The organism is Frateuria sp. sgz306004 (genome assembly GCF_057750885.1).
In genome coordinates, this window is record NZ_JBYLFE010000003.1 from 186,627 (window position 1) to 207,304 (window position 20,678).

At 57.9% G+C, this 20,678-nt stretch carries 18 protein-coding genes; 11 read left to right on the plus strand and 7 right to left on the minus strand.

Features of this window, described 5'->3' with window-relative positions; genetic code table 11:
- Positions 1 to 5: 5 nt before the first annotated feature.
- A complete protein-coding gene (locus AC3G2C_RS07110) occupies positions 6 to 254 on the minus strand; it encodes a hypothetical protein (RefSeq protein WP_488383932.1) in 249 nt (82 codons plus the stop codon).
- A 132-nt stretch (positions 255 to 386) separates the two neighbouring features.
- Here AC3G2C_RS07110 and AC3G2C_RS07115 point away from each other — a divergent pair, with 132 nt between their 5' ends.
- The 3 genes from AC3G2C_RS07115 (at position 387) to glmS (ending at position 4,107) form a co-directional block, all read left to right on the plus strand.
- The gene (locus AC3G2C_RS07115; RefSeq protein ID WP_488383933.1) at positions 387 to 614 is read left to right on the plus strand and encodes an HP1242/YdcH family protein; all 228 of its coding nucleotides are present in this window, start codon (positions 387 to 389) and stop codon (positions 612 to 614) included.
- A 156-nt stretch (positions 615 to 770) separates the two neighbouring features.
- Positions 771 to 2,141, plus strand: coding sequence for a pyridoxal-phosphate dependent enzyme (locus AC3G2C_RS07120; RefSeq protein WP_488383934.1), 1,371 nt, complete (start codon positions 771 to 773; stop codon positions 2,139 to 2,141).
- Between the two features lie 136 nt (positions 2,142 to 2,277).
- Positions 2,278 to 4,107: a glutamine--fructose-6-phosphate transaminase (isomerizing) gene (gene glmS / locus AC3G2C_RS07125; RefSeq protein WP_488383935.1), complete on the plus strand. Its 1,830-nt coding sequence runs from the start codon at positions 2,278 to 2,280 to the stop codon at positions 4,105 to 4,107.
- A 67-nt stretch (positions 4,108 to 4,174) separates the two neighbouring features.
- Here the strand turns inward: glmS and AC3G2C_RS07130 are convergent, their stop codons facing one another.
- The 6 genes from AC3G2C_RS07130 to AC3G2C_RS07155 form a co-directional block, all read right to left on the minus strand.
- A complete protein-coding gene (locus AC3G2C_RS07130; protein ID WP_488383936.1) occupies positions 4,175 to 5,587 on the minus strand; it encodes a mannose-1-phosphate guanylyltransferase/mannose-6-phosphate isomerase in 1,413 nt (470 codons plus the stop codon).
- A 5-nt stretch (positions 5,588 to 5,592) separates the two neighbouring features.
- A complete protein-coding gene (gene rfbD, locus AC3G2C_RS07135; protein ID WP_488383937.1) occupies positions 5,593 to 6,531 on the minus strand; it encodes a dTDP-4-dehydrorhamnose reductase in 939 nt (312 codons plus the stop codon).
- Positions 6,528 to 7,085 (minus strand): dTDP-4-dehydrorhamnose 3,5-epimerase, encoded by a 558-nt coding sequence (gene rfbC, locus AC3G2C_RS07140; protein WP_488383938.1) that lies wholly within the window; start codon positions 7,083 to 7,085, stop codon positions 6,528 to 6,530. Before rfbC ends, rfbD begins: the two co-directional genes overlap by 4 nt.
- The gene (gene rfbA / locus AC3G2C_RS07145; RefSeq protein WP_488383939.1) at positions 7,082 to 7,969 is read right to left on the minus strand and encodes a glucose-1-phosphate thymidylyltransferase RfbA; all 888 of its coding nucleotides are present in this window, start codon (positions 7,967 to 7,969) and stop codon (positions 7,082 to 7,084) included. Before rfbA ends, rfbC begins: the two co-directional genes overlap by 4 nt.
- A complete protein-coding gene (gene rfbB / locus AC3G2C_RS07150; protein WP_488383940.1) occupies positions 7,966 to 9,036 on the minus strand; it encodes a dTDP-glucose 4,6-dehydratase in 1,071 nt (356 codons plus the stop codon). The genes rfbA and rfbB overlap by 4 nt, the downstream gene beginning before the upstream one ends.
- 95 nt (positions 9,037 to 9,131) lie before the next feature.
- The gene (locus AC3G2C_RS07155; RefSeq protein WP_488383941.1) at positions 9,132 to 9,971 is read right to left on the minus strand and encodes a sulfotransferase family 2 domain-containing protein; all 840 of its coding nucleotides are present in this window, start codon (positions 9,969 to 9,971) and stop codon (positions 9,132 to 9,134) included.
- A 255-nt stretch (positions 9,972 to 10,226) separates the two neighbouring features.
- Here AC3G2C_RS07155 and AC3G2C_RS07160 point away from each other — a divergent pair, with 255 nt between their 5' ends.
- From AC3G2C_RS07160 to AC3G2C_RS07195, 8 genes are all read left to right on the plus strand, one after another.
- Positions 10,227 to 11,405 (plus strand): trans-sulfuration enzyme family protein, encoded by a 1,179-nt coding sequence (locus tag AC3G2C_RS07160; protein WP_488383942.1) that lies wholly within the window; start codon positions 10,227 to 10,229, stop codon positions 11,403 to 11,405.
- Positions 11,406 to 11,490: 85 nt separating this feature from the next.
- The gene (locus AC3G2C_RS07165) at positions 11,491 to 12,315 is read left to right on the plus strand and encodes an ABC transporter permease (protein ID WP_488383943.1); all 825 of its coding nucleotides are present in this window, start codon (positions 11,491 to 11,493) and stop codon (positions 12,313 to 12,315) included.
- A complete protein-coding gene (locus tag AC3G2C_RS07170; protein WP_488383944.1) occupies positions 12,305 to 13,723 on the plus strand; it encodes an ABC transporter ATP-binding protein in 1,419 nt (472 codons plus the stop codon). The genes AC3G2C_RS07165 and AC3G2C_RS07170 overlap by 11 nt, the downstream gene beginning before the upstream one ends.
- A gap of 3 nt (positions 13,724 to 13,726) precedes the next feature.
- Complete coding sequence (locus AC3G2C_RS07175; RefSeq protein ID WP_488383945.1) at positions 13,727 to 17,800, plus strand: methyltransferase domain-containing protein; 4,074 nt, start codon at positions 13,727 to 13,729, stop codon at positions 17,798 to 17,800.
- An 89-nt stretch (positions 17,801 to 17,889) separates the two neighbouring features.
- Positions 17,890 to 18,825, plus strand: a complete 936-nt coding sequence (locus AC3G2C_RS07180; RefSeq protein WP_488383946.1) for a GHMP family kinase ATP-binding protein — start codon at positions 17,890 to 17,892, stop codon at positions 18,823 to 18,825.
- Entirely contained in the window at positions 18,810 to 19,409 is a 600-nt protein-coding gene (locus AC3G2C_RS07185; protein ID WP_488383947.1) for a D-sedoheptulose-7-phosphate isomerase, read from the plus strand. Before AC3G2C_RS07180 ends, AC3G2C_RS07185 begins: the two co-directional genes overlap by 16 nt.
- Complete coding sequence (locus AC3G2C_RS07190; protein WP_488383948.1) at positions 19,396 to 20,112, plus strand: nucleotidyltransferase family protein; 717 nt, start codon at positions 19,396 to 19,398, stop codon at positions 20,110 to 20,112. Before AC3G2C_RS07185 ends, AC3G2C_RS07190 begins: the two co-directional genes overlap by 14 nt.
- A complete protein-coding gene (locus AC3G2C_RS07195) occupies positions 20,109 to 20,666 on the plus strand; it encodes a D-glycero-alpha-D-manno-heptose-1,7-bisphosphate 7-phosphatase (protein ID WP_488383949.1) in 558 nt (185 codons plus the stop codon). The genes AC3G2C_RS07190 and AC3G2C_RS07195 overlap by 4 nt, the downstream gene beginning before the upstream one ends.
- Positions 20,667 to 20,678: the final 12 nt, after the last annotated feature.

Genomic DNA, 20,678 nt, shown 5'->3' on the forward strand with positions numbered 1-20,678 from the left:
GATCATCACCAAAGGCCGCCCCGCTTCTTGGGTGGCCTTTGTTTTTGGTGCGCATGAGCTACGGGCGAGCGGCCTTGTTTGATTTGCGCTACCGCGCCGTTGGTATCGACTAAAATACTGTTTTGGCAGGCTTTTCCATGACAGCCTTGAGATTTCTCATAGGCCTTCCGTGACGCTTGCATGACCACTTCCGGGGGAGTAGGGTCAAATTCCCAGGGGGCAACTTCGCCGCCTGGGTCACTGACCTGAATCATGCGCGCATCCCTCCCTTACATCGATGTCCATGGTCCGCTTGCGCGGCATGGATCGCGGGTGCGTGCCTGCGATTTGGCGTCCGCGTGTGCCCTTCCCAGGTGCACGCCGTTCTCTCCAGAGGAGGTTGAATCATGTTCGAAAACCAGCAGCGTGATGATGTCGAAGCTTTGATGAAGGCCGACGCGGAGTTTCGTCGGCTCTACCAGCACCATCAGGAGCTCGACAGCAAGGTGCACGACGCCGAAATTGGCGTGCTTCCCATCGATGACATGACCCTTTCGGGCATGAAGAAGGAGAAGCTCCACGCCAAGGAGCGACTCCAGCGCATGTGGGATAGCCGAGCGCATCACATCAACTGAATCTGCGAGGTTTCGCATGATCGCGGCCCCGGCACCTCCCGCCCAGGGAAGGTTTCCGGGGCCGCCGCTTTTCCGGTAGGCGTCAGCGTGGCTCGGGTATCATCCTTGTCCAATCTTGCGGCTAGCGCCCGCGGGAGCCCACAGCAAGGAGTCCCCATGACGGTCCACCAGAGTGTCCTCGAACTGATCGGACGTACCCCGATGGTACGCGCGCAGCGTCTGGACGTTGGACCGTGTGAGTTGTTCCTCAAGCTGGAAAGTGCCAACCCCGGCGGCTCCATCAAAGATCGTATCGGCCTCTCGATGATCGAAGGCGCCGAGCGTGCCGGCAAGATTCGCCCGGGCGACACGCTGGTGGAAGGTACTGCCGGCAACACCGGCCTGGGCCTGGCCCTGGTGGCACAGCAGAAAGGCTACCGCCTGATCCTGGTGGTGCCGGACAAGATGAGCCGGGAGAAGATCTTCAACCTCAAGGCGATGGGCGCCGAAGTGGTGTTGACCCGTTCGGACGTGGCCAAGGGTCACCCGGAGTACTACCAGGACATGGCCGAGCGCATCGCGCGCGAAACCCCGGGCGCGTACTTCATCAACCAGTTCGGCAACCCCGACAACCCGGCGGCGCACATTGCCACCACCGGCCCGGAGATCCTCGAGCAGCTCGATGGCAAGGTAGACGCCATCGTGGTGGGCTGCGGTTCGTCGGGCACCTTGAGCGGCTTGTCCAAATTCTTCGCCGAGCACTCGCCCAACACGGATTTCGTGCTGGCTGACCCGGTGGGTTCGATCCTCGCGCAGTACATCAACGAGGGCACGCTCTCCACCAAGTCCGGCAGCTGGATGGTGGAAGGCATTGGCGAGGATTTCCTGCCCAGCATCAGCGACTTCACCCGGGTGAAGAAGGCGTATGCGGTTCCCGACAAGGAGAGCTTCCTGGCCGCGCGCGAGCTGCTGGCGAAGGAAGGCATCCTGGGTGGCTCGTCCACCGGCACCCTACTGGCGGCAGCGCTGCGCTACTGCCGCGAACAGACCACGCCCAAGCGGGTGGTGACGCTGGTGTGCGACACGGGCAACAAGTACCTGTCGAAGATGTACAACGACTACTGGATGCTCGACAACGGCTTCATCGAGCGCGAACAACATGGCGACCTGCGCGATCTGCTGCTGCGCCCGTTTGCCCAGCGCGACACGGTGGTGGTGGGTCCTGGCGAACTGCTGATGACCGCCTATACGCGCATGAAGCTGTACGACGTGTCCCAGCTGCCGGTGATGGACGGCAATCGCCTGGTCGGCATCCTGGATGAATCGGACGTGCTGCTGCATGTGCATGCCGACGAAACCCGGTTCCGCGATTCGGTGTCTACGGCCATGATCACCAACCTGCAGATGCTGGACGTGCGCTCGCCCATTCAGTCGCTGCTGCCTGTCTTTGAGCGTGGACATGTGGCGATCGTGGTGGATGGCGAGCAGTTCCTCGGCCTGATCACCCGCATCGACCTGCTGAATTATCTACGTCGCAAGGTGCATTGATCCGGGCTTGCCCGGCACCCAGGATGGACCATCAGCTTGCCCGTCGATGGTCATGAAAGTTTGTTGAAATAGGGCGCCGACAAAGTCGTCGTTTGCGGCGCATGCAGTCGCGCCTGTTTCTTAAGGAGTAACACCCATGTGTGGAATCGTTGCCGCTGCCGCTCAACGTGATGTGGCGCCCCTGCTGATCGCAGGCCTCAAAGCGCTCGAATACCGCGGCTACGACTCGGCCGGTCTCGCCGTGCTCGATCATGGTGCCATTCACCGCGTTCGCGCCAAGGGCAAAGTGCGCGAGATGGAATCGCTCTATCTGGCTCATCCATTCCCGGGTGGTACCGGTATTGCGCACACGCGTTGGGCCACTCACGGCGTACCAAACGAAGCGAATGCACATCCGCATGTGGCTGGCAGTGTCGCACTGGTGCACAACGGCATCATCGAGAACTACGCCAGCCTGCGCGCGGACCTGCAGGCGCGAGGCCACGTATTCACTTCCGAAACCGACACCGAAGTTATGGCTGCGCTCATCAATGAGCACGTGGAATCGGGCCTGGGCCTGCGCGAGGCGGTGCTCGCCACTGTGCGCGAGCTGGAAGGTGCGTATGCCATTGCCGTGGTCAGCCAAAAGGAACCAGGTCGGGTCGTCGGCGCGCGCCATGGTGCGCCGCTGCTGGTGGGCGTGGGCATTGGCGAACACTTCCTGGGTTCGGATGCGCAGGCGCTGATCCAGGTCACCAACAAGATCATCTACCTCGAAGAAGACGACGTGGTGGAGATCACACGCGACGGCGTAACCATCTACGGCATCGACGGCCAGCGCGTGGAGCGCGCCACGCACGAGAGCGAACTTTCGGCCGACGCCGTGGAGCGTGGTGAGTATCGTCACTACATGCAGAAGGAAATCTTCGAGCAGCCCAACGCTGTTGCGGCCACGCTCGAAGCGCGCATTGGTCCGCATGGCGTGCTGCCCAACATCTTTGGCGTGGATGGCGATGAACTGCTCTCGCGCGTGCGCGGCATCCACATCATTGCCTGCGGCACTAGCTATCACGCTGGCATGGTGGCCAAGTACTGGATAGAGGAGTACGCACGCCTGCCGGTGTCGGTGGAAGTGGCGAGTGAATATCGTTATCGCGAAGCGGTGGTGCCGGATGGCACGCTGTTCGTCGCGATCTCGCAGTCCGGTGAAACCGCCGACACCCTCGCAGCAATGCGCGAGTCGCGTCGTCGTGGTTATCTGGGCACGCTGGCGATCTGCAACGTGCCGGAATCCTCCGTGGTACGAGAGTCCGACCTCAAGCTGATGACGCGCGCGGGTCCGGAAATCGGCGTGGCATCCACCAAGGCATTTACCACCCAGCTCACCGCGCTGGCGCTGCTGACCCTGCACCTGGCGCAGCAGCGCGGGCTGGATCACGCGCGCTATGTGGATCTGTGCGCGCAATTGCAGCACCTGCCCCGGGCGATCGAGGGCGCGCTCAAGCTCGAACCGCAGGTGATTGAACTGGCCGCGCACCTGATCCATCGCCAGCACGCCCTGTTCCTTGGCCGCGGCGCGCACTATCCCGTCGCGTTGGAGGGTTCGCTCAAGCTCAAGGAAATCTCGTACATCCATGCAGAGGCCTATCCGGCCGGCGAGCTCAAGCATGGCCCATTGGCGCTGGTGGACGAGGACATGCCGGTGATCGCCGTGGCACCGAGCGGCCCGCTGCTGGACAAGCTCAAGTCCAACCTGCAGGAAGTGCGCGCACGCGGCGGCGAGCTGTTGGTGTTTGCCGATGGCGAGGCCTGCCTGGAAGGCAACAACGCCCGCGGTGTCACCCTGCGCATCGACGGCGGCGGTGACTTCATTGCTCCCGCCGTGTTCACTGTGCCATTGCAGCTGTTGGCATATCACGTCGCCGTGCTGCGCGGCACTGATGTGGATCAACCGCGCAATTTGGCGAAGTCGGTGACGGTGGAATAGCAGCGTCTTATCCCACAAAAAAGGCCGCGCAGTTGCGCGGCCTTTTTTGTGGGACCATTGACAAGCCTCAGGAACGTCCATAGACGTCTTCGAGGCGAACAATGTCATCTTCACCCAAGTAGCTCCCGGATTGCACCTCAATGATTTCAAGGGGCACTTTGCCGGGGTTGCGCAGTCGATGAACGCTGCCCAAGGGAATGTAGGTGCTCTGGTTTTCACCGAGCAGGAACACGCGATCGTCACAAGTGACCTCAGCGGTTCCCGACACCACGATCCAATGCTCGGCACGGTGATGGTGTTTTTGTAGACTCAATGACGCGCCTGGCTTGACTATGATGCGCTTGACCTGAAAACGCTCCCCCGATTCCAGTGAGTCGTAGCTGCCCCATGGGCGGCGTACCACGCGGTGGAAAGAGTGCTCGGTGCGACCGGCTGCCTTAAGTTGCTCAACCACCAGCTTCACGTCCTGGGCGGCATCCCGGTGCGCCACCAAGGTTGCATCCGGCGTGGTTACCACGATCAGATTCTCTACCCCAACGGTAGCGAGTAGGTGACGTTCATGGGAGCGTAGAAGCGAGTGAGTGGTATTTACAGCAATCGTGTCGCCTTCACGAATGTTGCCATCTGCATCGCGAGCTCCCGCCAGCCATAGAGCGGACCATGATCCAATGTCGCTCCAAGCGCAAGCCACGGGAATTACTGCGGCCCTCTGGGTCTTTTCCATGACCGCGTAATCGATCGAATCCTCAGGCACCTTGGCAAAGGCGTCGGAGGAGATCCGAACAAAATCGAGATCGGTGGTAGCGGCTGCATGTGCCGCTTTTACTGCCTGCAACATGCCTGGCGCGTGAGATGCCAGCTCTTCAAGGTACCGGCTCGCCTTGAACAGGAACATCCCCGAGTTCCAGTCGTAGCAGCCTTCCTTCAAGTACGATTGTGCGGTTTCCAGTGCCGGCTTCTCGACGAACTTGGCCACGCGAAATGCATTGCCATCTAGAGCTTCGCCGCGCCGGATATAGCCAAAGCCCGTTTCCGGGCGATCAGGGCGGATGCCGAAAGTCACCAGCCATCCCTCCTGCGCAGCGGGCATGGCCTTTTCCACGGCTGCCTGGAAGCTTTGCGTATCGCCAATCAGGTGGTCAGCCGGCAACACCAGCAAGACGGCATCCGGGCTTTTCTGTACGGCGCGTAGGGCGCCCAGCGCAATGGCGGGTGCGGTGTTGCGAGGTAGTGGTTCCAGGATGATCGTGGCATCACGAATGCCCGACTCCAGCAACTGCTCAGCCGCCAGGAAGCGGTGATCGTCGCTGGCAACTACAATCGGCGCTGCCACATCCGGCAGCAGTTGGGTGCGCGCGACAGTCTGCTGGAATAATGTTCCCTGTCCCATCAGTGAGAGGAATTGCTTAGGCAGGTTCTTGCGCGACACGGGCCAAAGCCGCGTGCCGCTGCCACCACTGAGGATCAGGGGAGTCAACATATCGGTTACACCGGATGGGATTGAGCCAGAGAGTCCAGTACGTGTTCCAGGCCATCCTTCCAGTTCGGAAGCGTCATGCCAACACTGGCCTGGAATCCATAATTGTCTAGCACGGAGTAGGCCGGGCGCTTGGCGGGCGTTGGGAACTCAGCGGTACTGATGGCGTGCACCGTAGGTTGGCGGGCGATCAGCCCCCGCGCCTGCGCACCTGCGAAGATCGCTTGGGCGAAGCCGTGCCAAGTTGTTTGGCCGCTGGCGACCAGGTGATGAGTGCCCAGTAGCGCGGGCTGGAGTTTGCTCGGCGTGGCTTGCCAACGGTCAAGCGCAGCCAGCGTACCTGCGACGATTAGATCCGTACTGGTGGGGGCTCCGATCTGGTCCGCCACTACGCGCAATTCATCACGCTCAGCGCCTAGTCGTAACATGGTCCGCAGAAAATTCTGGCCATGCGCGGCGTAGACCCAGGCTGTGCGGAAATTGAGGTACGAAGCACCGCTTGCGGCCAGGGCTTGCTCACCGGCCAGTTTGCTGCGTCCATAAGCTCCAAGCGGAGCGGTGGGCGCATCGACGGCATAGGGCGTATTGGCCTGGCCATCAAACACATAGTCGGTCGAATAGTGCACTACCAGAGCGTGGTGGTCGTGTGCCCAGCGAGCGATCTCGCGTACCGCAACTGCATTGACCATGTGGGCCAGGGATTCCTCTTGTTCGGCCCTGTCGACGGCGGTGTAGGCGGCGGCATTGATGATTACGTCTGGCTGCAACGTCGCGAGTAGACGCAGCAGTCCCACTGGGTCGGCGAGGTCGCCTGTTTCGCCCTTCCCGCCCTCAATGAGCTGGCCATCTCGGCACGCAGCATAAAGGGTGTAGTTGCGCGACAGACTTCCCTGCTGGAGGAAAGTTCGACCCAGCTGACCATTGCTTCCGAGCAGCAGGACCTTCACGGGGTCCATTCCGGCAAGCGATGGAGCGGGACGTCCTTCAGCAGCGGGGCCTTGTTGTCCTTGTCCGACAGCAACGGCGCACTCAGCGGCCAATCGATACCCAGATCGGGATCATTCCAGCGAAGTCCGGCATCTGCTTCGCGGTCATAGAGCGCGGTGCACTGGTAGGTGAACGTCGCAAAATCGGAAAGAACGCAGAAACCGTGGGCAAAGCCCTCCGGTATCCAGAAATGCCGGTGATTTTCCGCGGTGAGCATTACCCCGGCCCACTGGCCAAACGTGGGCGAGCCACGGCGGATGTCAAGGGCAACGTCAAACACTTCGCCTTCAAGGACGCTGACCAGCTTGCCCTGGGGGTTTGGCCACTGATAGTGCAATCCGCGCAATACACCGCGGGCAGAACGCGAGACGTTTGACTGCACGAACTCCGCGCCGATGCCGGCCTCTTCAAAACGTGCCTTGTTGTAGCTCTCGTAGAAAAAGCCGCGCGCATCGCCAAAGGCCTGGGGTTCAATGACCAGGGCGCCCGGCAGCACGGTTTCTAAAACTTTCATCGAACGTGACCCTGCGCGACTAGGTTCTGCAAATACTGACCGTAGCCGGTCTTGGCCAAAGGAGCGGCTGCGCGCAGTACCTGCTCCGCGTCTATCCAGCCGTTGATGTAGGCGATCTCTTCAGGGCAGCAAACCTTCAGTCCCTGTCGATTCTCGATCGTCTCAATGTAGTTGCCCGCTTCCATCAGCGATTCGTGTGTGCCGGTATCCAGCCATGCAAATCCGCGACCCAATTGTTCAAGGTGAAGTGAGCCGTCCTGCAGATAGCACGCATTGAGGTCGGTGATCTCCAGCTCACCACGCGGCGAAGGCTTGAGGTCCGCTGCAAAATCGCAGGCCCGATTGTCATAGAAGTACAGTCCCGTTACCGCATAGTGCGATTTTGGCTGAGCAGGCTTTTCCTCAAGGCCAATGACGCGACCCTCCGCGTCGAACTCCGCCACGCCGTAGCGCTCAGGGTCGCGCACCCAATACCCAAAGACAGTGGCGCCAGTTTCCCGCGTGGCCGCGCGTTTAAGGCGTTCTGTGAGTCCTACGCCATAAAAGATGTTGTCGCCAAGTACGAGGCAACTCGGATCGTTACCAACGAACTCACGGCCGATGATGAACGCCTGAGCCAGGCCATCCGGGGAGGGTTGCACCGCGTACTGGATGTCGATGCCCCACTGCGACCCGTCGCCAAGCAGGCGCTGGAACAAGGCCTGCTCGTGTGGCGTGTTGATCATGAGGATCTGCCGTACCCCCGCTAACATCAAGGTGGCGAGCGGGTAGTACACCATCGGCTTGTCGTAAACAGGCAGCAGTTGCTTGCTTACGGCCTGGGTAATGGGGTACAGGCGAGTGCCGGAACCTCCGGCGAGGATGATGCCCTTCTGCGTGCTCATGAACCAAGGCGCTCCATGCGATAGCTGCCATCCAAGACGCGCTGAACCCATGCCTGGTTGGCCAGGAACCAGTTGACCGTCTGCGCAATGCCCGTTTCGAACGTTTGCGAGGGCGACCAGCCAAGCTCACCCTGCAGCTTGCTTGCGTCGATGGCATAGCGGCGATCGTGGCCGGGGCGGTCTTTAACGTAGGTGATAAGGGACTCGCGCGCGCGACCGTCGGCCAGTGGCTGATGTTGATCCAGCAGGGCGCAGATGGTCTTCACCACGGTGATGTTTTCACGCTCGGCGTTTCCGCCAACGTTATAGGTCTCGCCAACCCGTCCTGCGGCCAGCACGCGGGCGATGGCACTGCAATGATCGCCGACGAAAAGCCAGTCGCGAATATTCAGGCCGTCGCCGTACACGGGAAGCGGCTCGCCTGCCAAGGCCTTTTGGATGATCAGCGGAATGAGCTTCTCGGGGAACTGGAATGGACCGTAGTTGTTCGAGCAGTTGGTGGTCAGCGTCGGCAAACCATAAGTATGATGGAATGCGCGCACCAGATGGTCCGACGCTGCCTTGGATGCGGAGTACGGGGAGTTGGGCGCGTATGCCGTTTCCTCCGTGAATTTGCCTTCGGCACCAAGGGAGCCGTAGACCTCGTCGGTCGAGACGTGCAGGAATCGAAAAGCCTGCGCGTCGGCCTGGTCCAGCGAACGCCAGTAGTCACGGGCGCACTCGAGCAATCCAAGCGTGCCCACGACGTTGGTCTCAACGAAGGCGGCCGGACCGTCAATGGAGCGGTCCACGTGGGATTCCGCCGCGAAATTCACGATGGCTTGGGGCTTGTGGGCCTCAAGCAACTGGCTTACCAGTTCGCGGTCGCCAATATCGCCCTGGACGAATACATGGTTGGGATTGTCACGCACAGAGCTGAGCGTATCGAGGTTGCCCGCGTAGGTCAGTTTGTCGAGATTGATGACCTTGTTGCCCTCAGCCAGCGCCTGTAAGACAAAATTGGCGCCGATAAAACCTGCGCCGCCCGTCACCAGTAGCGTCGAGAATCCAGGGTGAGTGCTAGCCATGAAATGCATCCATTAAGTTCAAGGTCCGAAGGGATGTGGCGGAGAACCGGCACACATTCAGTCAATGATGCCTGTACTTAAGGCTGCATACCAAGTTATGCCCCACCGAAGCGGCTGTTTGGGCGACTGCCGGGTTCGGTTTTTGGGGGGGGGGGCGGGGAGTGCCGTAAAGGGGACTCTGCGGCATCAAGTAGCGCACATGCATGCTTGTATAGGGCCAAATCGAGTGCATTTGCTGCCATAAATCGCCGCTGAAGGGCCGGCCCTAGCATCTCGCCAAGTTGTCGCAGCCGATCGTCAATCGGTGTGGGCTTAACTTCGGAGGCGTTCTCTCGGTTGTGCCAGAGCTGAAGCTCGGGGAGCAGCGGCGCATAGCGCGCCTGGTAAGCATCAACGGAGCGTTCGAATTGCTCTACCACGCCAGCCATGCCCCATTGGTCAAGTAGCCGGCAGGCTTGGCGCAGGTCGTTTTCCTGGGCGCGTGCTTCCAGAATGTGCCCGCAACGCCAGGAGGCATCGGAGAGATGCACCACTTGGTAGTCGCGAATCACAATGCTGCCCGGCTCTTCCTTCAATACCCAATGGATGTAACCCGGAAAGCCGAGATCCTGGGCGACCTTGGAAAACGGCTGGCTAGGGTCATTGCGCGTGAATTGGTAGACGGAGTAAGCGCGAAGCAAGGGGTGCCGGATGAATACTATGGGCAGACAGTTTGCGTGAGGTAGCGGGGGGCGGGCCAGGTGGCTGGAAATAGCTCGCAAATGAGGGGCTTGGGAAATAAAGCGGGCCAATTGGTCCGATGTTTGTACGTCGTGCGCGTGCGTTCCCTCATAGGGGCTCCAGCGGTCCCCAAAGCTCCGCTTGAGGCTGGCATCGACGCTCGTGCCGGCATTTTTGAAGATGTGGTAATGGATGAGAATAGGGGATTGAGTCATTGCGACAGTTTAAGGAAAGGCTTCACGATAGAGAGTGAAACGTTTCATGTGTCGCGGCGTTGGCATGGAAGTAATTTTCAAACGATCGTTTGAAGATTGGTGTGTTTATCTGTGCCTCAACCGTTGATCCAGTGTGTCGAGTGCGCCTTGCGCACACTGCCGGGTGTAGCTGAATGGAGGCGGCGAAAGGTTCGGCTGAGCCCGCGATGCCGGGTAAGATATCGGTTTAACTCAGCCGGACGGGGCGTGGTACATATGGCCAAATCTAAGAAGAGTGGCAGTGGACTGCCCAAACTTGGGCTTGGGACCTTGGCTATTCATGCCGGTCAGCAGCCTGATCCTTCGACCGGGGCGATCATGACCCCAATTTATGCTACGTCGACCTACGTGCAAGAGAGTCCTGGCAAGCACAAAGGATTTGAGTACTCTCGCACCCAGAATCCCACCCGCATGGCCTATGAGCGATGTGTTGCTGCCCTGGAAGGTGGTGAGGCCGGATTTGCCTTCGGCTCCGGTTTGGCAGCCGCAGCCACTGTGCTAGACCTGCTCGATTCTGGAAGCCACGTCATTGCCATGGACGATCTCTATGGTGGCAGCTATCGGCTTTTCGAGAGGGTGCGACGTCGATCGGCAGGGCTGGATTTCACATTCGTTGACCTTAATGACGTTGCGGCCCTAAAGGCAGCCTTGCGCCCTAATACGCGGATGATTTGGGCCGAAACCCCGACCAATCCGATGCTTAAGCTCGTGGACCTGGCAAGGGTCGCCGAATTTGCAAAGAAGCATGGCTTAATTTTGGTAGTGGACAATACGTTCTGCTCGCCGATCATTCAGCGCCCCTTCGAGAGCGGTGCGGATTTGGTATTGCATTCAGCTACCAAATACCTCAACGGTCATTCGGACATGGTGGGAGGAATTGTTGTGGCGCGGGCCAAGGAGCTCGCAGAGCAGATGGCGTTTTTGCAGAACTCCGTCGGAGCGGTCGCCGGTCCGTTCGATGCGTTCCTCGCTATGCGCGGCCTGAAGACCTTGCACTTACGCATGAAGGCACATTGTGAGAATGCCATGATCCTTGCGCAGTGGCTGGAGGGGCATCCTGCGGTGGAACGAGTCATCTATCCTGGCCTCAAGAGTCACCCTCAACATGCGCTGGCGCGGCGTCAGATGGAAGGTTTTGGCGGCATTATCAGCGTCGAGGTGAAGGGTGGCTTACGCAAAGCAAGGCGAGCGCTTGAGCGCTGCGAATTGTTCGCGCTGGCCGAATCGCTTGGTGGTGTGGAGAGCCTCATCGAACACCCCGCAATCATGACGCACGCATCAGTGCCTCTGGCGAATCGCAAGAAGCTAGGTATCAGTGATTCGCTTATCCGACTCTCTGTTGGTGTCGAGAACGTTGATGACCTGCGTAATGAGCTGGCGAACGCGCTCAGCTGAAATGTCCCTGGGAAAAGGGTTGACTGGCGGGTGCTACGCGGCGCCCGTCGAATTCCATTCAGTATATTGACGCCATTGGAAGCGCATGAATTCGATGTACCGACTGATTGATCCAGTCTCGCCATATAAGGCGCTCGCTCGCCACTATCATCTCATTGTGCAAATGGCGCGTCGTGACGTAATTGGGCGGTACCGTGGCTCGTACATAGGACTGCTCTGGTCGTTCTTCAACCCCTTGCTCATGCTTGGAGTCTATACGTTTGTTTTCGGTTACGTATTCAAGTCTCGCTGGGCAGGCCAGAACGGTGGTCAGTTTGAATTTGCTGTGGTGCTGTTTGCGGGCCTCAACATCAATACATTCTTTCAGGAGTGCGCTACGCGCGCGCCGACGCTGATCATAGAAAACCGAAATTTTGTAAAGAAAATCGTGTTTCCCCTCGAAACCCTTTCATGGAGCACGATGGGGTCGGCGTTGTTTCATCTGTTGATATCGACGATCGTGCTGCTGGCTTTTGGACTAGTCGTGCGAGGCACGTTGCCTTGGACAGCTATCTACTTTCCACTAGTGGTAGCTGCGTTCCTGCCATACATCGCGGGGCTGATCTGGTTGCTTTCGTCGTTGGGTGTATTCCTGCGTGATCTAAAGCACGCCATTGGCATCATTACGGTAATGATGATGTTTCTTGCGCCAATTTTTTATGCCAAAGAAATGATTCCAGAGCCATACCGGCCTTTGTTGTATCTGAATCCACTTACGGTGATTGTCGAGGCATCGCGAGATGTCTTGATCTGGGGGCGCGCTCCCGATTGGAGCATGTTGGCCATCTACACCGTCGCAGCCTGCTTCTTCGCCTGGCTGTCATTTGCTTGGTTTGAGCGCACACGTAAGGGTTTTGCCGATGTCCTCTGAAGAACTCACGATCTCGGTGGCGTCTTTGGGAAAGAAATACGACATCTACGCCCAACCTTCCGATCGGCTCAAACAGATGATCTTTCCCCGCATGGGGCGCCTGGTGGGAAAGCACCATCTAAAGTACCACCGCGAATTCTGGGCGCTACGTGATGTCAGTTTCAGCGTCCGCCGAGGCGAAACCGTTGGCATCATTGGTCGCAACGGCTCAGGCAAGTCAACGCTTTTGCAGATGATCTGCGGCACGCTTCATCCTACTGAGGGAGAGGTGCGGACCTTTGGTCGTATAGCTGCTCTCTTGGAGCTTGGGGCTGGATTCAATCCAGAATTCACGGGCGAAGAGAACGTCTATTTGAGCGGACTGCTGTATGGCATTTCCGAGGTCGAGTTGCGCAAGCGATTTGACTCCATCTTGGCATTCGCGGATATCGGGGACTTCATCAAGCAGCCTGTCAAGACCTATTCAAGCGGTATGTACGTACGATTGGCGTTCTCTATTGCCGCCCATGTGGACGCTGATACCTTAGTAATCGACGAAGCACTAAGCGTTGGTGATATCCGGTTTACCCAAAAGTGCATGCGTTTCCTTCGAGATTTTCAGAAGCGCGGAACGCTGTTGTTCGTTAGTCACGATACCGGCGCAGTTACCAATCTCTGCGACCGTGCAGTGTGGCTTGACCGTGGTGAGTTGGTCATGGACGGGGTGACGCGTGATGTGGTCGAGGCATATCTAGCGGCGCAGCATGCCGCGGATCGCGCCGCAGCTGGTCATGCGGTGGCGGTTAACCTTGCGAAGGTTGTGCAGCAGGCATCGAGCCAGGTTGTTAGCGCTGGAAATGCCAGCGAGCTGCTTAAGGTCGACGACGTCGTTGACGGCCGCCATGCTGCCTTATCTGCAGGCGGTGCGCGTAACCGAGTGGAGGTGTTCGAGTTCGATCCAGAGCAGATGGGGGCCGCGTTCGGCGCAGGAGCGGCTGAGATCGTGAATGTAGGACTTCAGGATAGCGAAGGACGGGATGCTCAGCTCGTGCTGGGTGGTGATGTCGTCCGTTTGTCGATCGAGGCGAACGTATTTAAGCGTCTTGATGGCCCGATTCTTGGTTTTTATGTCAAGGATCGCCTTGGTCAGCGTCTGTTTGGTGACAATACCTATCTATCGACGATCAACGCACCAATTTCCTCTGACGCCAACGAGCGACTTCGAGCGGATTTCCGCTTTCGGATGCCTATTCTCCCAACGGGCGACTACACCGTAGATGTGGCACTGGCCAGTGGCTCGCAAGACGATCATACGCAACAGCATTGGATTCATGATGCGCTGACATTCCGAGCAAGCGAAAGCACGATGCGGCATGGTCTCGTCGGTATTCCCATGCTCTCCGTTGAATTGAAGCGTTTGGAGGGCTAAGGCATGGAATTTACAGGCGAGCGCTTTATTCCGACGGAGTCCGGAGAGATCCGACACGAGCACTTGCATCGATATGCATGGTGCAGAAGTTTGGCAGCGGGGAAGTCCGTGCTGGATATAGCGTGTGGCGAAGGCTACGGCAGCGCCATGCTTGCGGAAAGCGCGGCGACCGTGGTGGGTGTGGATATCTCGCAGGAAGCAGTTGAGCACGCCAAGCGCGCATATGCGGGCACCGCAAATCTCCGATATCTGGTTGGCAGCGCTGCAGCCATACCGCTACCGGACGAAAGTGTGGACCTCGTGGTCTCCTTCGAGACAATCGAGCATCACGATCAACACGTAGAAATGATTTCCGAGATTCGGCGCGTGCTTCGTCCGCATGGGGTGCTGGTCATCTCATCGCCAAATCGACCGGTTTATTCGGATAAATCGGGTCATCACAACGAATTTCATGTTAAGGAGCTCGACTTTGGCGAGCTCGACGACCTGCTTCGCGAGCGGTTTGAGAAGGTGCGTTACTACGGCCAGCGATTGGCTGTTGGATCTGCTGTCGCCCCTGTTGCTGAGGACGATGCTCGAGGCGTCGTTCAAGCATTCACGGATCTCGGCGAACAGGTTGTTGAGCGCTCCGTACGCTTGTTTGATCCCGTGTACTTCATTGCTATTGCGACTGGTGCCGACACTGATTTGCCCAATCTGCCGCCATCAGTGTTCTTTTCCGAGGTAGAGGACCTCTACAACCATCACCATGATATTGCCCAATGGGCAAAGCGAATCGATGCCCAGCTTTCTGCGACAAGAGAAAAATATGGGCGGCTCGTTCAGGAGCATGAGGGCATTGCCCAGTGGGCAACCGGCCTAGATCGTCAACTGGAAGAGCTGCGAGCTACTCACGATGCACTATTGGCGCATCTCGCCAAGCTTGCTTCCCGCTCGTCTGTTGACGATGTTCAAGCTGGTCAATTGGCGGATAGCGTTACGGAACTTTCCGCCGTTGCGGCGAGGATACAGGAGGATGCTGGCCGGCTACGTGACGTCGAGGCGCAGTTGTTCGCTGCTGATCAACGTCTCGACGAGCTGCTGGCAGCGAAGCAAGCGTTGAGCAATTGGTCCGCACAGATCATTCGGGCGGATGGCGAGGTGGACGCCGGCATCCTCAGAGCGGGGGAGCAGATTGCGCCGGAAGTGGCGCACCTCGTCGATACCCTAACTGCAAAACTGGCGGGTGTGAGGAGGGAGTTGTCTGGCGCCCAGGCGATGATCGAGCTCGTGTCGACAGAAAGGGGGCAGTGGGAGCACCAGGCTCATGCCATTCAGCGCGAACTAGCCTCAGTTGTTGATCGCTTTTCAGCGATTAGCACTTCTTACGAAGAGGCCAATAGCCGAAGCATTGAAGCATCGCAAAAACTTGCTGATCTGGAAGTGCGTTACGCTCGGGCTGACAGGGAGCTCACCATATCTCGCGTCCAGCTTAGAGATATGGATATGGAATTGCTCGAGCGCGAGAATAGGTTAAATCTTGCGCATACTCAGATTCAGGCTACACTGAAAACGGTTTCCGAGTTGGAACAGGGACGCAAGGACGTGGAAAATTGGGCAAAGGAGCTCGAGCGTAAGCTCGACCGCTTAGGGGTGAATTTGCTTGGGCAGGCCTACCTTAGTGACAGCACCGATAAGAACGCCAGCCTAATCGAACGGCATGATACGCTGATAGATGAAATTGCGCAGTTTCGGCGGGAGAACCTCTCGCTTCGGGACCACCTCGCGGGCCTGGAGGAGCGCGCTAATGCTCAGCGCGTCATGCTTGACAAGCTGGAATTGTCAGAAAGTCAGTCGCGCGAACGTGCATTGGTTCTCGCGGAAGAATTGCGTCGGTATCGTGTCGAGAACCAGGCGCTCACTTCATCCCGTTCTTGGAAAATCACCAAACCCTTGAGATTTGCGGCGCGTTTTTTGCGTGGCGACTGGTCGGGTGTGGTCGACTCCCTTAGGCGCGCGCCACTGGCGCGGTCCAGGATCATGGCTCCTGCGCGTAAGCTCGCGCGTAAGCATATCTCTAACTCTGAAGCGATACCGCGCCTGCCCGCTCAAGAGCCGGCTTCGCAAATGGGGAATGCTGCGCCGCATTCAATGATCGAGGGAATTGAATTTCCGGAGTTCGCTCATCCCCAGGTCACTATCATTATTCCCACGTATGGTCGCCTCGATTACACCGCTGCGTGCCTACGGTCAATCATGGAAAACGCACCAGCTTGCGAATTTGAAGTGCTGGTGATGGAGGATGCCTCCGGCGACGAGGACATCCACCTCCTGCGCCATGTTCCCGGGTTGCGATATGAAGTAAACCCGCAAAATCTCGGGTTCATCCGCTCATGCAATCGAGCGGCAACACTTGGTCGCGGCGAATTTGTCTACTTCCTGAACAACGATACTCGCGTAACTCGGGGATGGCTGGACGCGATGTTTGACGTGTTTGAGCGCTTTGAAGACTGCGGCATGGTCGGTTCAAAGCTCGTCTATCCGGATGGCCGGCTCCAAGAGGCGGGCGGGATCATTTGGAGCGATGCTTCAGGATGGAACTTCGGTCGGCTTGGTAATCCAGAGGAGCCGCGCTTCAATTACGTGCGCGAAACGGATTATTGCTCAGGTGCGTCACTGCTCATTAGGGCCAGCTTGTTTGAGAAGCTTGGTCGCTTTGATGAGCTTTACGCGCCAGCCTACTGCGAAGACTCAGATCTCGCATTCAAGGTCCGAGCGAATGGGCTAAAGGTTTACTACACACCGTTTTCAACGGTGATTCACTATGAAGGCATTTCGCACGGGACCGATGAAACTTCCGGTATCAAGGCATATCAAGTAGAGAACCAGAAGAAGTTCGTTGAGCGCTGGCGTGAGGTGCTGGAGAAAGAACACTACTCAAATGCGCAGAACGTATTTCGTGCGAGAGAGCGTTCGCGCAATAAGCCAGTGGTTCTTGTCGTGGATCACTACGTTCCTCAGCCCGATCGCGATGCGGGCTCGCGGACTATGTTGCAGTTCATTCGCCAATTGTGTGCGCTTGGATGTTCAGTAAAATTCTGGCCCGAGAATCTCTGGCGTGACACCACCTACGCCCCTGCACTGCAGGCAATGGGCGTCGAGGTCATCTACGGACCCGAGTGGGTGGATGGTTTCGCGCGTTACCTGCAAGAGGCGGACGGTAACATTGATCGAGTGCTGCTGAGTCGTCCTCATATTTCCATTCAATTCATCGAGGCCATTAAGACCTTTGCGCCGCGCGCACGTATTGCGTACTACGGGCATGATCTGCATTTTGCTCGGTTACAACAGCGCTTCGACGTAACGGGCGATCCTAAGTGCCTGCAAGAGGCGGCTGAGATCGAGGAGATTGAGCGCTCCCTGTGGCGACAAAGTGACGTTGTGCTCTACCCGTCCATGGAAGAGGTAGATGTGGTCCGGGCGCTTGAGCCCAGTGTCAATGGTCGTGCAGTTCAAGCGTACTGCTACGACGACTTTGGCGGATCTGGTCGGCCGCCGGAAGAGCGCTCCGATATCTTGTTCGTGGCGGGGTTTGGACATCCGCCCAATGAAGACGCTGCCATCTGGCTTGCAGAATCGATTTTCCCGAAGGTTCTGGAGCTTGTGCCTGATGCGCGCCTGTATCTCGTTGGCTCGAATCCCACCGCTCGCGTCGAGGCGCTTGCGCGCGGGCGAGTCGTTGTTACAGGTTTTGTTGAAGATTCCGTACTGTTCGATTTCTACAGCAAATGTCGCGTGGCTGTTGTGCCACTTCGCTATGGCGCAGGTATTAAGTCTAAGGTTGTAGAGGCGCTGCAGCAGGGGCTTCCGTTGGTAACCACTTCTGTAGGGGCGCAAGGGCTCATCGACCTTGCGCGTGTGGCGCGCGTGGCTGATCAGGAAGATGCCATCGCTGCAGCTTTGGTCGAGCTGCTCACAATTGAAGACACTTGGTACTCGTTGGCGACCGCCGGGGTTCGCTATGCTGAGTCCCACTTTTCTGCGCGTACCATGCGCGAGGCATTGGCTGAAGTGTTTGAAATAGAGTACACCCCATGATCGTACGATCCCGCGCGCCGTTGCGCCTAGGGCTCGCCGGAGGCGGCACGGACGTGTCCCCTTATTGCGACGTCTATGGTGGACACGTCATGAACGTGACTATCGATAAGCATGCTTTTGCGATAATTTCCGACTCCTCTGATGGCAGCCGAGAGTTCTCCGCCATTGATGTTGGCGTGTCTGAGGTCTATGCCCAGAACGAGGTGGTGCCTTGTGATGGCCCATTACAGTTGCTGAAGGGCGTTTACGCTCGAGTCTGCAGAGAATTTCTCGGGGGCGAGCCTCGTCCCCTGAAAGTTCAAACATTTTCCGACGCACCACCAGGTTCAGGTCTGGGCTCGTCATCAACCATGGTTGTTGCACTAGTTCAGGCTTTTGCAGAGTACTTCATGTTGCCGCTGGGTGAATATGAGGTCGCGCACCTTGCCTATGACATTGAACGAAAGGAATTGAAGCTGGCCGGCGGCAAGCAGGATCAGTATGCAGCCGCATTTGGTGGCTTCAATTTTATGGAGTTCTACGGTGACGACCGAGTAATCGTTAACCCATTGCGGGTCAAAGACTGGGTATGGTCGGAGCTCGAGGCTTCTCTCGTCCTCTACTTTACGGGCGTCTCAAGGGCGTCGGCGGACATCATCGATCAGCAGTCGCGTAATGTCGTGCAAGGCAAGCAGAGCTCGATTGATGCCATGCATAGCCTTAAGCAAGAGGCTGTGCAGATGAAGGAGTGTGTTCTGCGCGGTGATTTGTCCGGCTTAGCGCGCACTCTTCAAGCGGGCTGGGAGGCGAAAAAGAATATGGCTGCCTCCATTAGCAATCCATTGATCGAAGAGGTTGAGCGTCTGGCTTTCGCAAATGGCGCCCATGCAGCCAAGGTTTCGGGGGCTGGTGGTGGCGGCTTCATGATGTTTATGTGCAGTCCGGATAAGCGAATTGGCTTGACCCGGGCCTTGGCTGCTCAGGGCGGCCGCCTTTTGGATTTTCACTTTACGCAACAAGGAGCGACCTCATGGCGAATTTCGTAAAGGCCATGCTGGATGCCGAGTTCAGCAAGTCCATTCAGTTGCTCACCGCTATGTCGAAGGACGAGGTGATGCACCAGCAGGTTGAACAGGCGTTGCAGATATCTGTGGAGGCGCTAAGGAACGGGTGCAAGATTCTTTTTGCCGGCAATGGTGGTAGCGCGGCGGACGCTCAGCATTGGGCTGGTGAGCTGGTGAGCCGGTTCTACTTTGATCGCCCGGGCATCCCTGCTATCGCGCTTACTACGGATACCAGCATCCTTACGGCAATCGGCAATGACTATGGGTATGACTATGTCTTTGCCCGTCAGGTCGAAGCGTTGGGTCAACAGGGTGACGTGTTCTTCGCTATTTCCACGTCAGGCAATTCGAAGAATATCGTGCGCGCGATTGAATCGGCTCGCTCGAAGGGCCTGAGGGTGGTTGGCTTTACGGGGCAAAGCGGCGGTGCGATGGCGCAGCTGTGCGATATCTGTTTCTGTGTCCCGTCGTCTGAGACACCGCGGATACAGGAAGGACACGAGGTGCTCGGCCATCTGCTTTGCGGCCTGATCGAGGAAGAAATTTTCGGCTATGCCAAGAACTGAAGAAGCCATCATCCTGGCGGGAGGATTGGGGACCCGGCTCCGCAGCATCGTGAAGGACGTGCCCAAGCCACTTGCACCGGTCGCGGGTCGACCGTTCCTCACCTATGTGTTGGATCTACTGGCCGCACAAGGGGTGGGCAGGGCCGTATTAGCCACTGGCTTCATGGCTGATACGATTGAAAAGACCCTTGGCAAGGCGTGGGGCAGCATGGAGCTGGCCTACTCGCAGGAGGACGTGCCGCTTGGGACAGGTGGGGCGATCGCGAAGGCGGTTGGCTCACTGACGGGCGGCGCCTGTTTTGTACTTAACGGCGATACGTACCTCGACTTGGATTACGCGGCATTTGACGCGCGCGCTGCCGATCTCAATGACGGAATCTGCATGGCACTAGCAGATGTTCCAGACGTCAGCAGGTACGGTGCCGTGTTGGTTGCCGGCGAGCGAGTGACTGGCTTCTCGGAAAAAGGTGGTGTCGGCCCGGGGTTTATCAACGCGGGCGTTTATCGTCTCAGTTCAGATCTACTGCAAAGTCTGCCGACGAACAGCGCCTTCTCCTTCGAGCAGGTTGTGCTGGTGCCACAAGCCCAGGCCGGGGGGGTATCGGCCTTCCGCCATACGAGCCGTTTCATTGATATTGGCGTGCCTGAAGATTTCGAACTTGCCCAGCGGCTGTTCGCCGCTTCGGCACTTGGAGTCCCATGATTTTTCAGGGGGGGTGCTATCTTTCGGAGCAGGAACGCACCAGCATCGTTACCAGGAAGCGCAAAGCGTTGTTTCTGGATAGGGATGGCGTGATCAATGTAGATCACGGATACGTACATAGGCCGGAAGACACCGAGTGGCTACCTAATATTTTTGGCTTTTGCCGGCTTGCCCTGGCCCGTGGTTACGCCCTCGTTGTCGTTACGAATCAGGCTGGGATTGCCCGCGGGTATTACTCCGAACTGGAGTTCCTGCGTTACACCCGTTGGGTACACGAGCAGTTCGCGAGGCAGGGTATTCGGTTGGCGGCAACTTACTATTGCCCGCATCACCCGGTTGCCGGTATCGGCGGTTATGGCATCGAATGCAATTGCCGAAAGCCAAAACCCGGAATGATCTTGTCTGCAGCGGCCGATCTTGGTCTGGATCTCTCCGAAAGCATTTTGGTTGGTGATATGCCAACGGATCTGGCGGCTGCAGCCGCCGCCGGGGTAACCAGTTATTACTTGATCGGCGATGCAATGAGCCGGCCGGACGACGTTCTCCGGCTTTAAATTAGTGCTATT

Coding starts and splice junctions, on each gene's coding strand:
- AC3G2C_RS07110 (WP_488383932.1), bottom strand. CDS start 254: ATGATTCAGGTCAGTGACCCAGGCGGCGAAGTTGCCCCCTGGGAATTT.
- AC3G2C_RS07115 (WP_488383933.1), top strand. CDS start 387: ATGTTCGAAAACCAGCAGCGTGATGATGTCGAAGCTTTGATGAAGGCC.
- AC3G2C_RS07120 (WP_488383934.1), top strand. CDS start 771: ATGACGGTCCACCAGAGTGTCCTCGAACTGATCGGACGTACCCCGATG.
- glmS (WP_488383935.1), top strand. CDS start 2,278: ATGTGTGGAATCGTTGCCGCTGCCGCTCAACGTGATGTGGCGCCCCTG.
- AC3G2C_RS07130 (WP_488383936.1), bottom strand. CDS start 5,587: ATGTTGACTCCCCTGATCCTCAGTGGTGGCAGCGGCACGCGGCTTTGG.
- rfbC (WP_488383938.1), bottom strand. CDS start 7,085: ATGAAAGTTTTAGAAACCGTGCTGCCGGGCGCCCTGGTCATTGAACCC.
- rfbA (WP_488383939.1), bottom strand. CDS start 7,969: ATGAGCACGCAGAAGGGCATCATCCTCGCCGGAGGTTCCGGCACTCGC.
- rfbB (WP_488383940.1), bottom strand. CDS start 9,036: ATGGCTAGCACTCACCCTGGATTCTCGACGCTACTGGTGACGGGCGGC.
- AC3G2C_RS07155 (WP_488383941.1), bottom strand. CDS start 9,971: ATGACTCAATCCCCTATTCTCATCCATTACCACATCTTCAAAAATGCC.
- AC3G2C_RS07160 (WP_488383942.1), top strand. CDS start 10,227: ATGGCCAAATCTAAGAAGAGTGGCAGTGGACTGCCCAAACTTGGGCTT.
- AC3G2C_RS07165 (WP_488383943.1), top strand. CDS start 11,491: ATGAATTCGATGTACCGACTGATTGATCCAGTCTCGCCATATAAGGCG.
- AC3G2C_RS07170 (WP_488383944.1), top strand. CDS start 12,305: ATGTCCTCTGAAGAACTCACGATCTCGGTGGCGTCTTTGGGAAAGAAA.
- AC3G2C_RS07175 (WP_488383945.1), top strand. CDS start 13,727: ATGGAATTTACAGGCGAGCGCTTTATTCCGACGGAGTCCGGAGAGATC.
- AC3G2C_RS07180 (WP_488383946.1), top strand. CDS start 17,890: ATGAACGTGACTATCGATAAGCATGCTTTTGCGATAATTTCCGACTCC.
- AC3G2C_RS07185 (WP_488383947.1), top strand. CDS start 18,810: ATGGCGAATTTCGTAAAGGCCATGCTGGATGCCGAGTTCAGCAAGTCC.
- AC3G2C_RS07190 (WP_488383948.1), top strand. CDS start 19,396: ATGCCAAGAACTGAAGAAGCCATCATCCTGGCGGGAGGATTGGGGACC.
- AC3G2C_RS07195 (WP_488383949.1), top strand. CDS start 20,109: ATGATTTTTCAGGGGGGGTGCTATCTTTCGGAGCAGGAACGCACCAGC.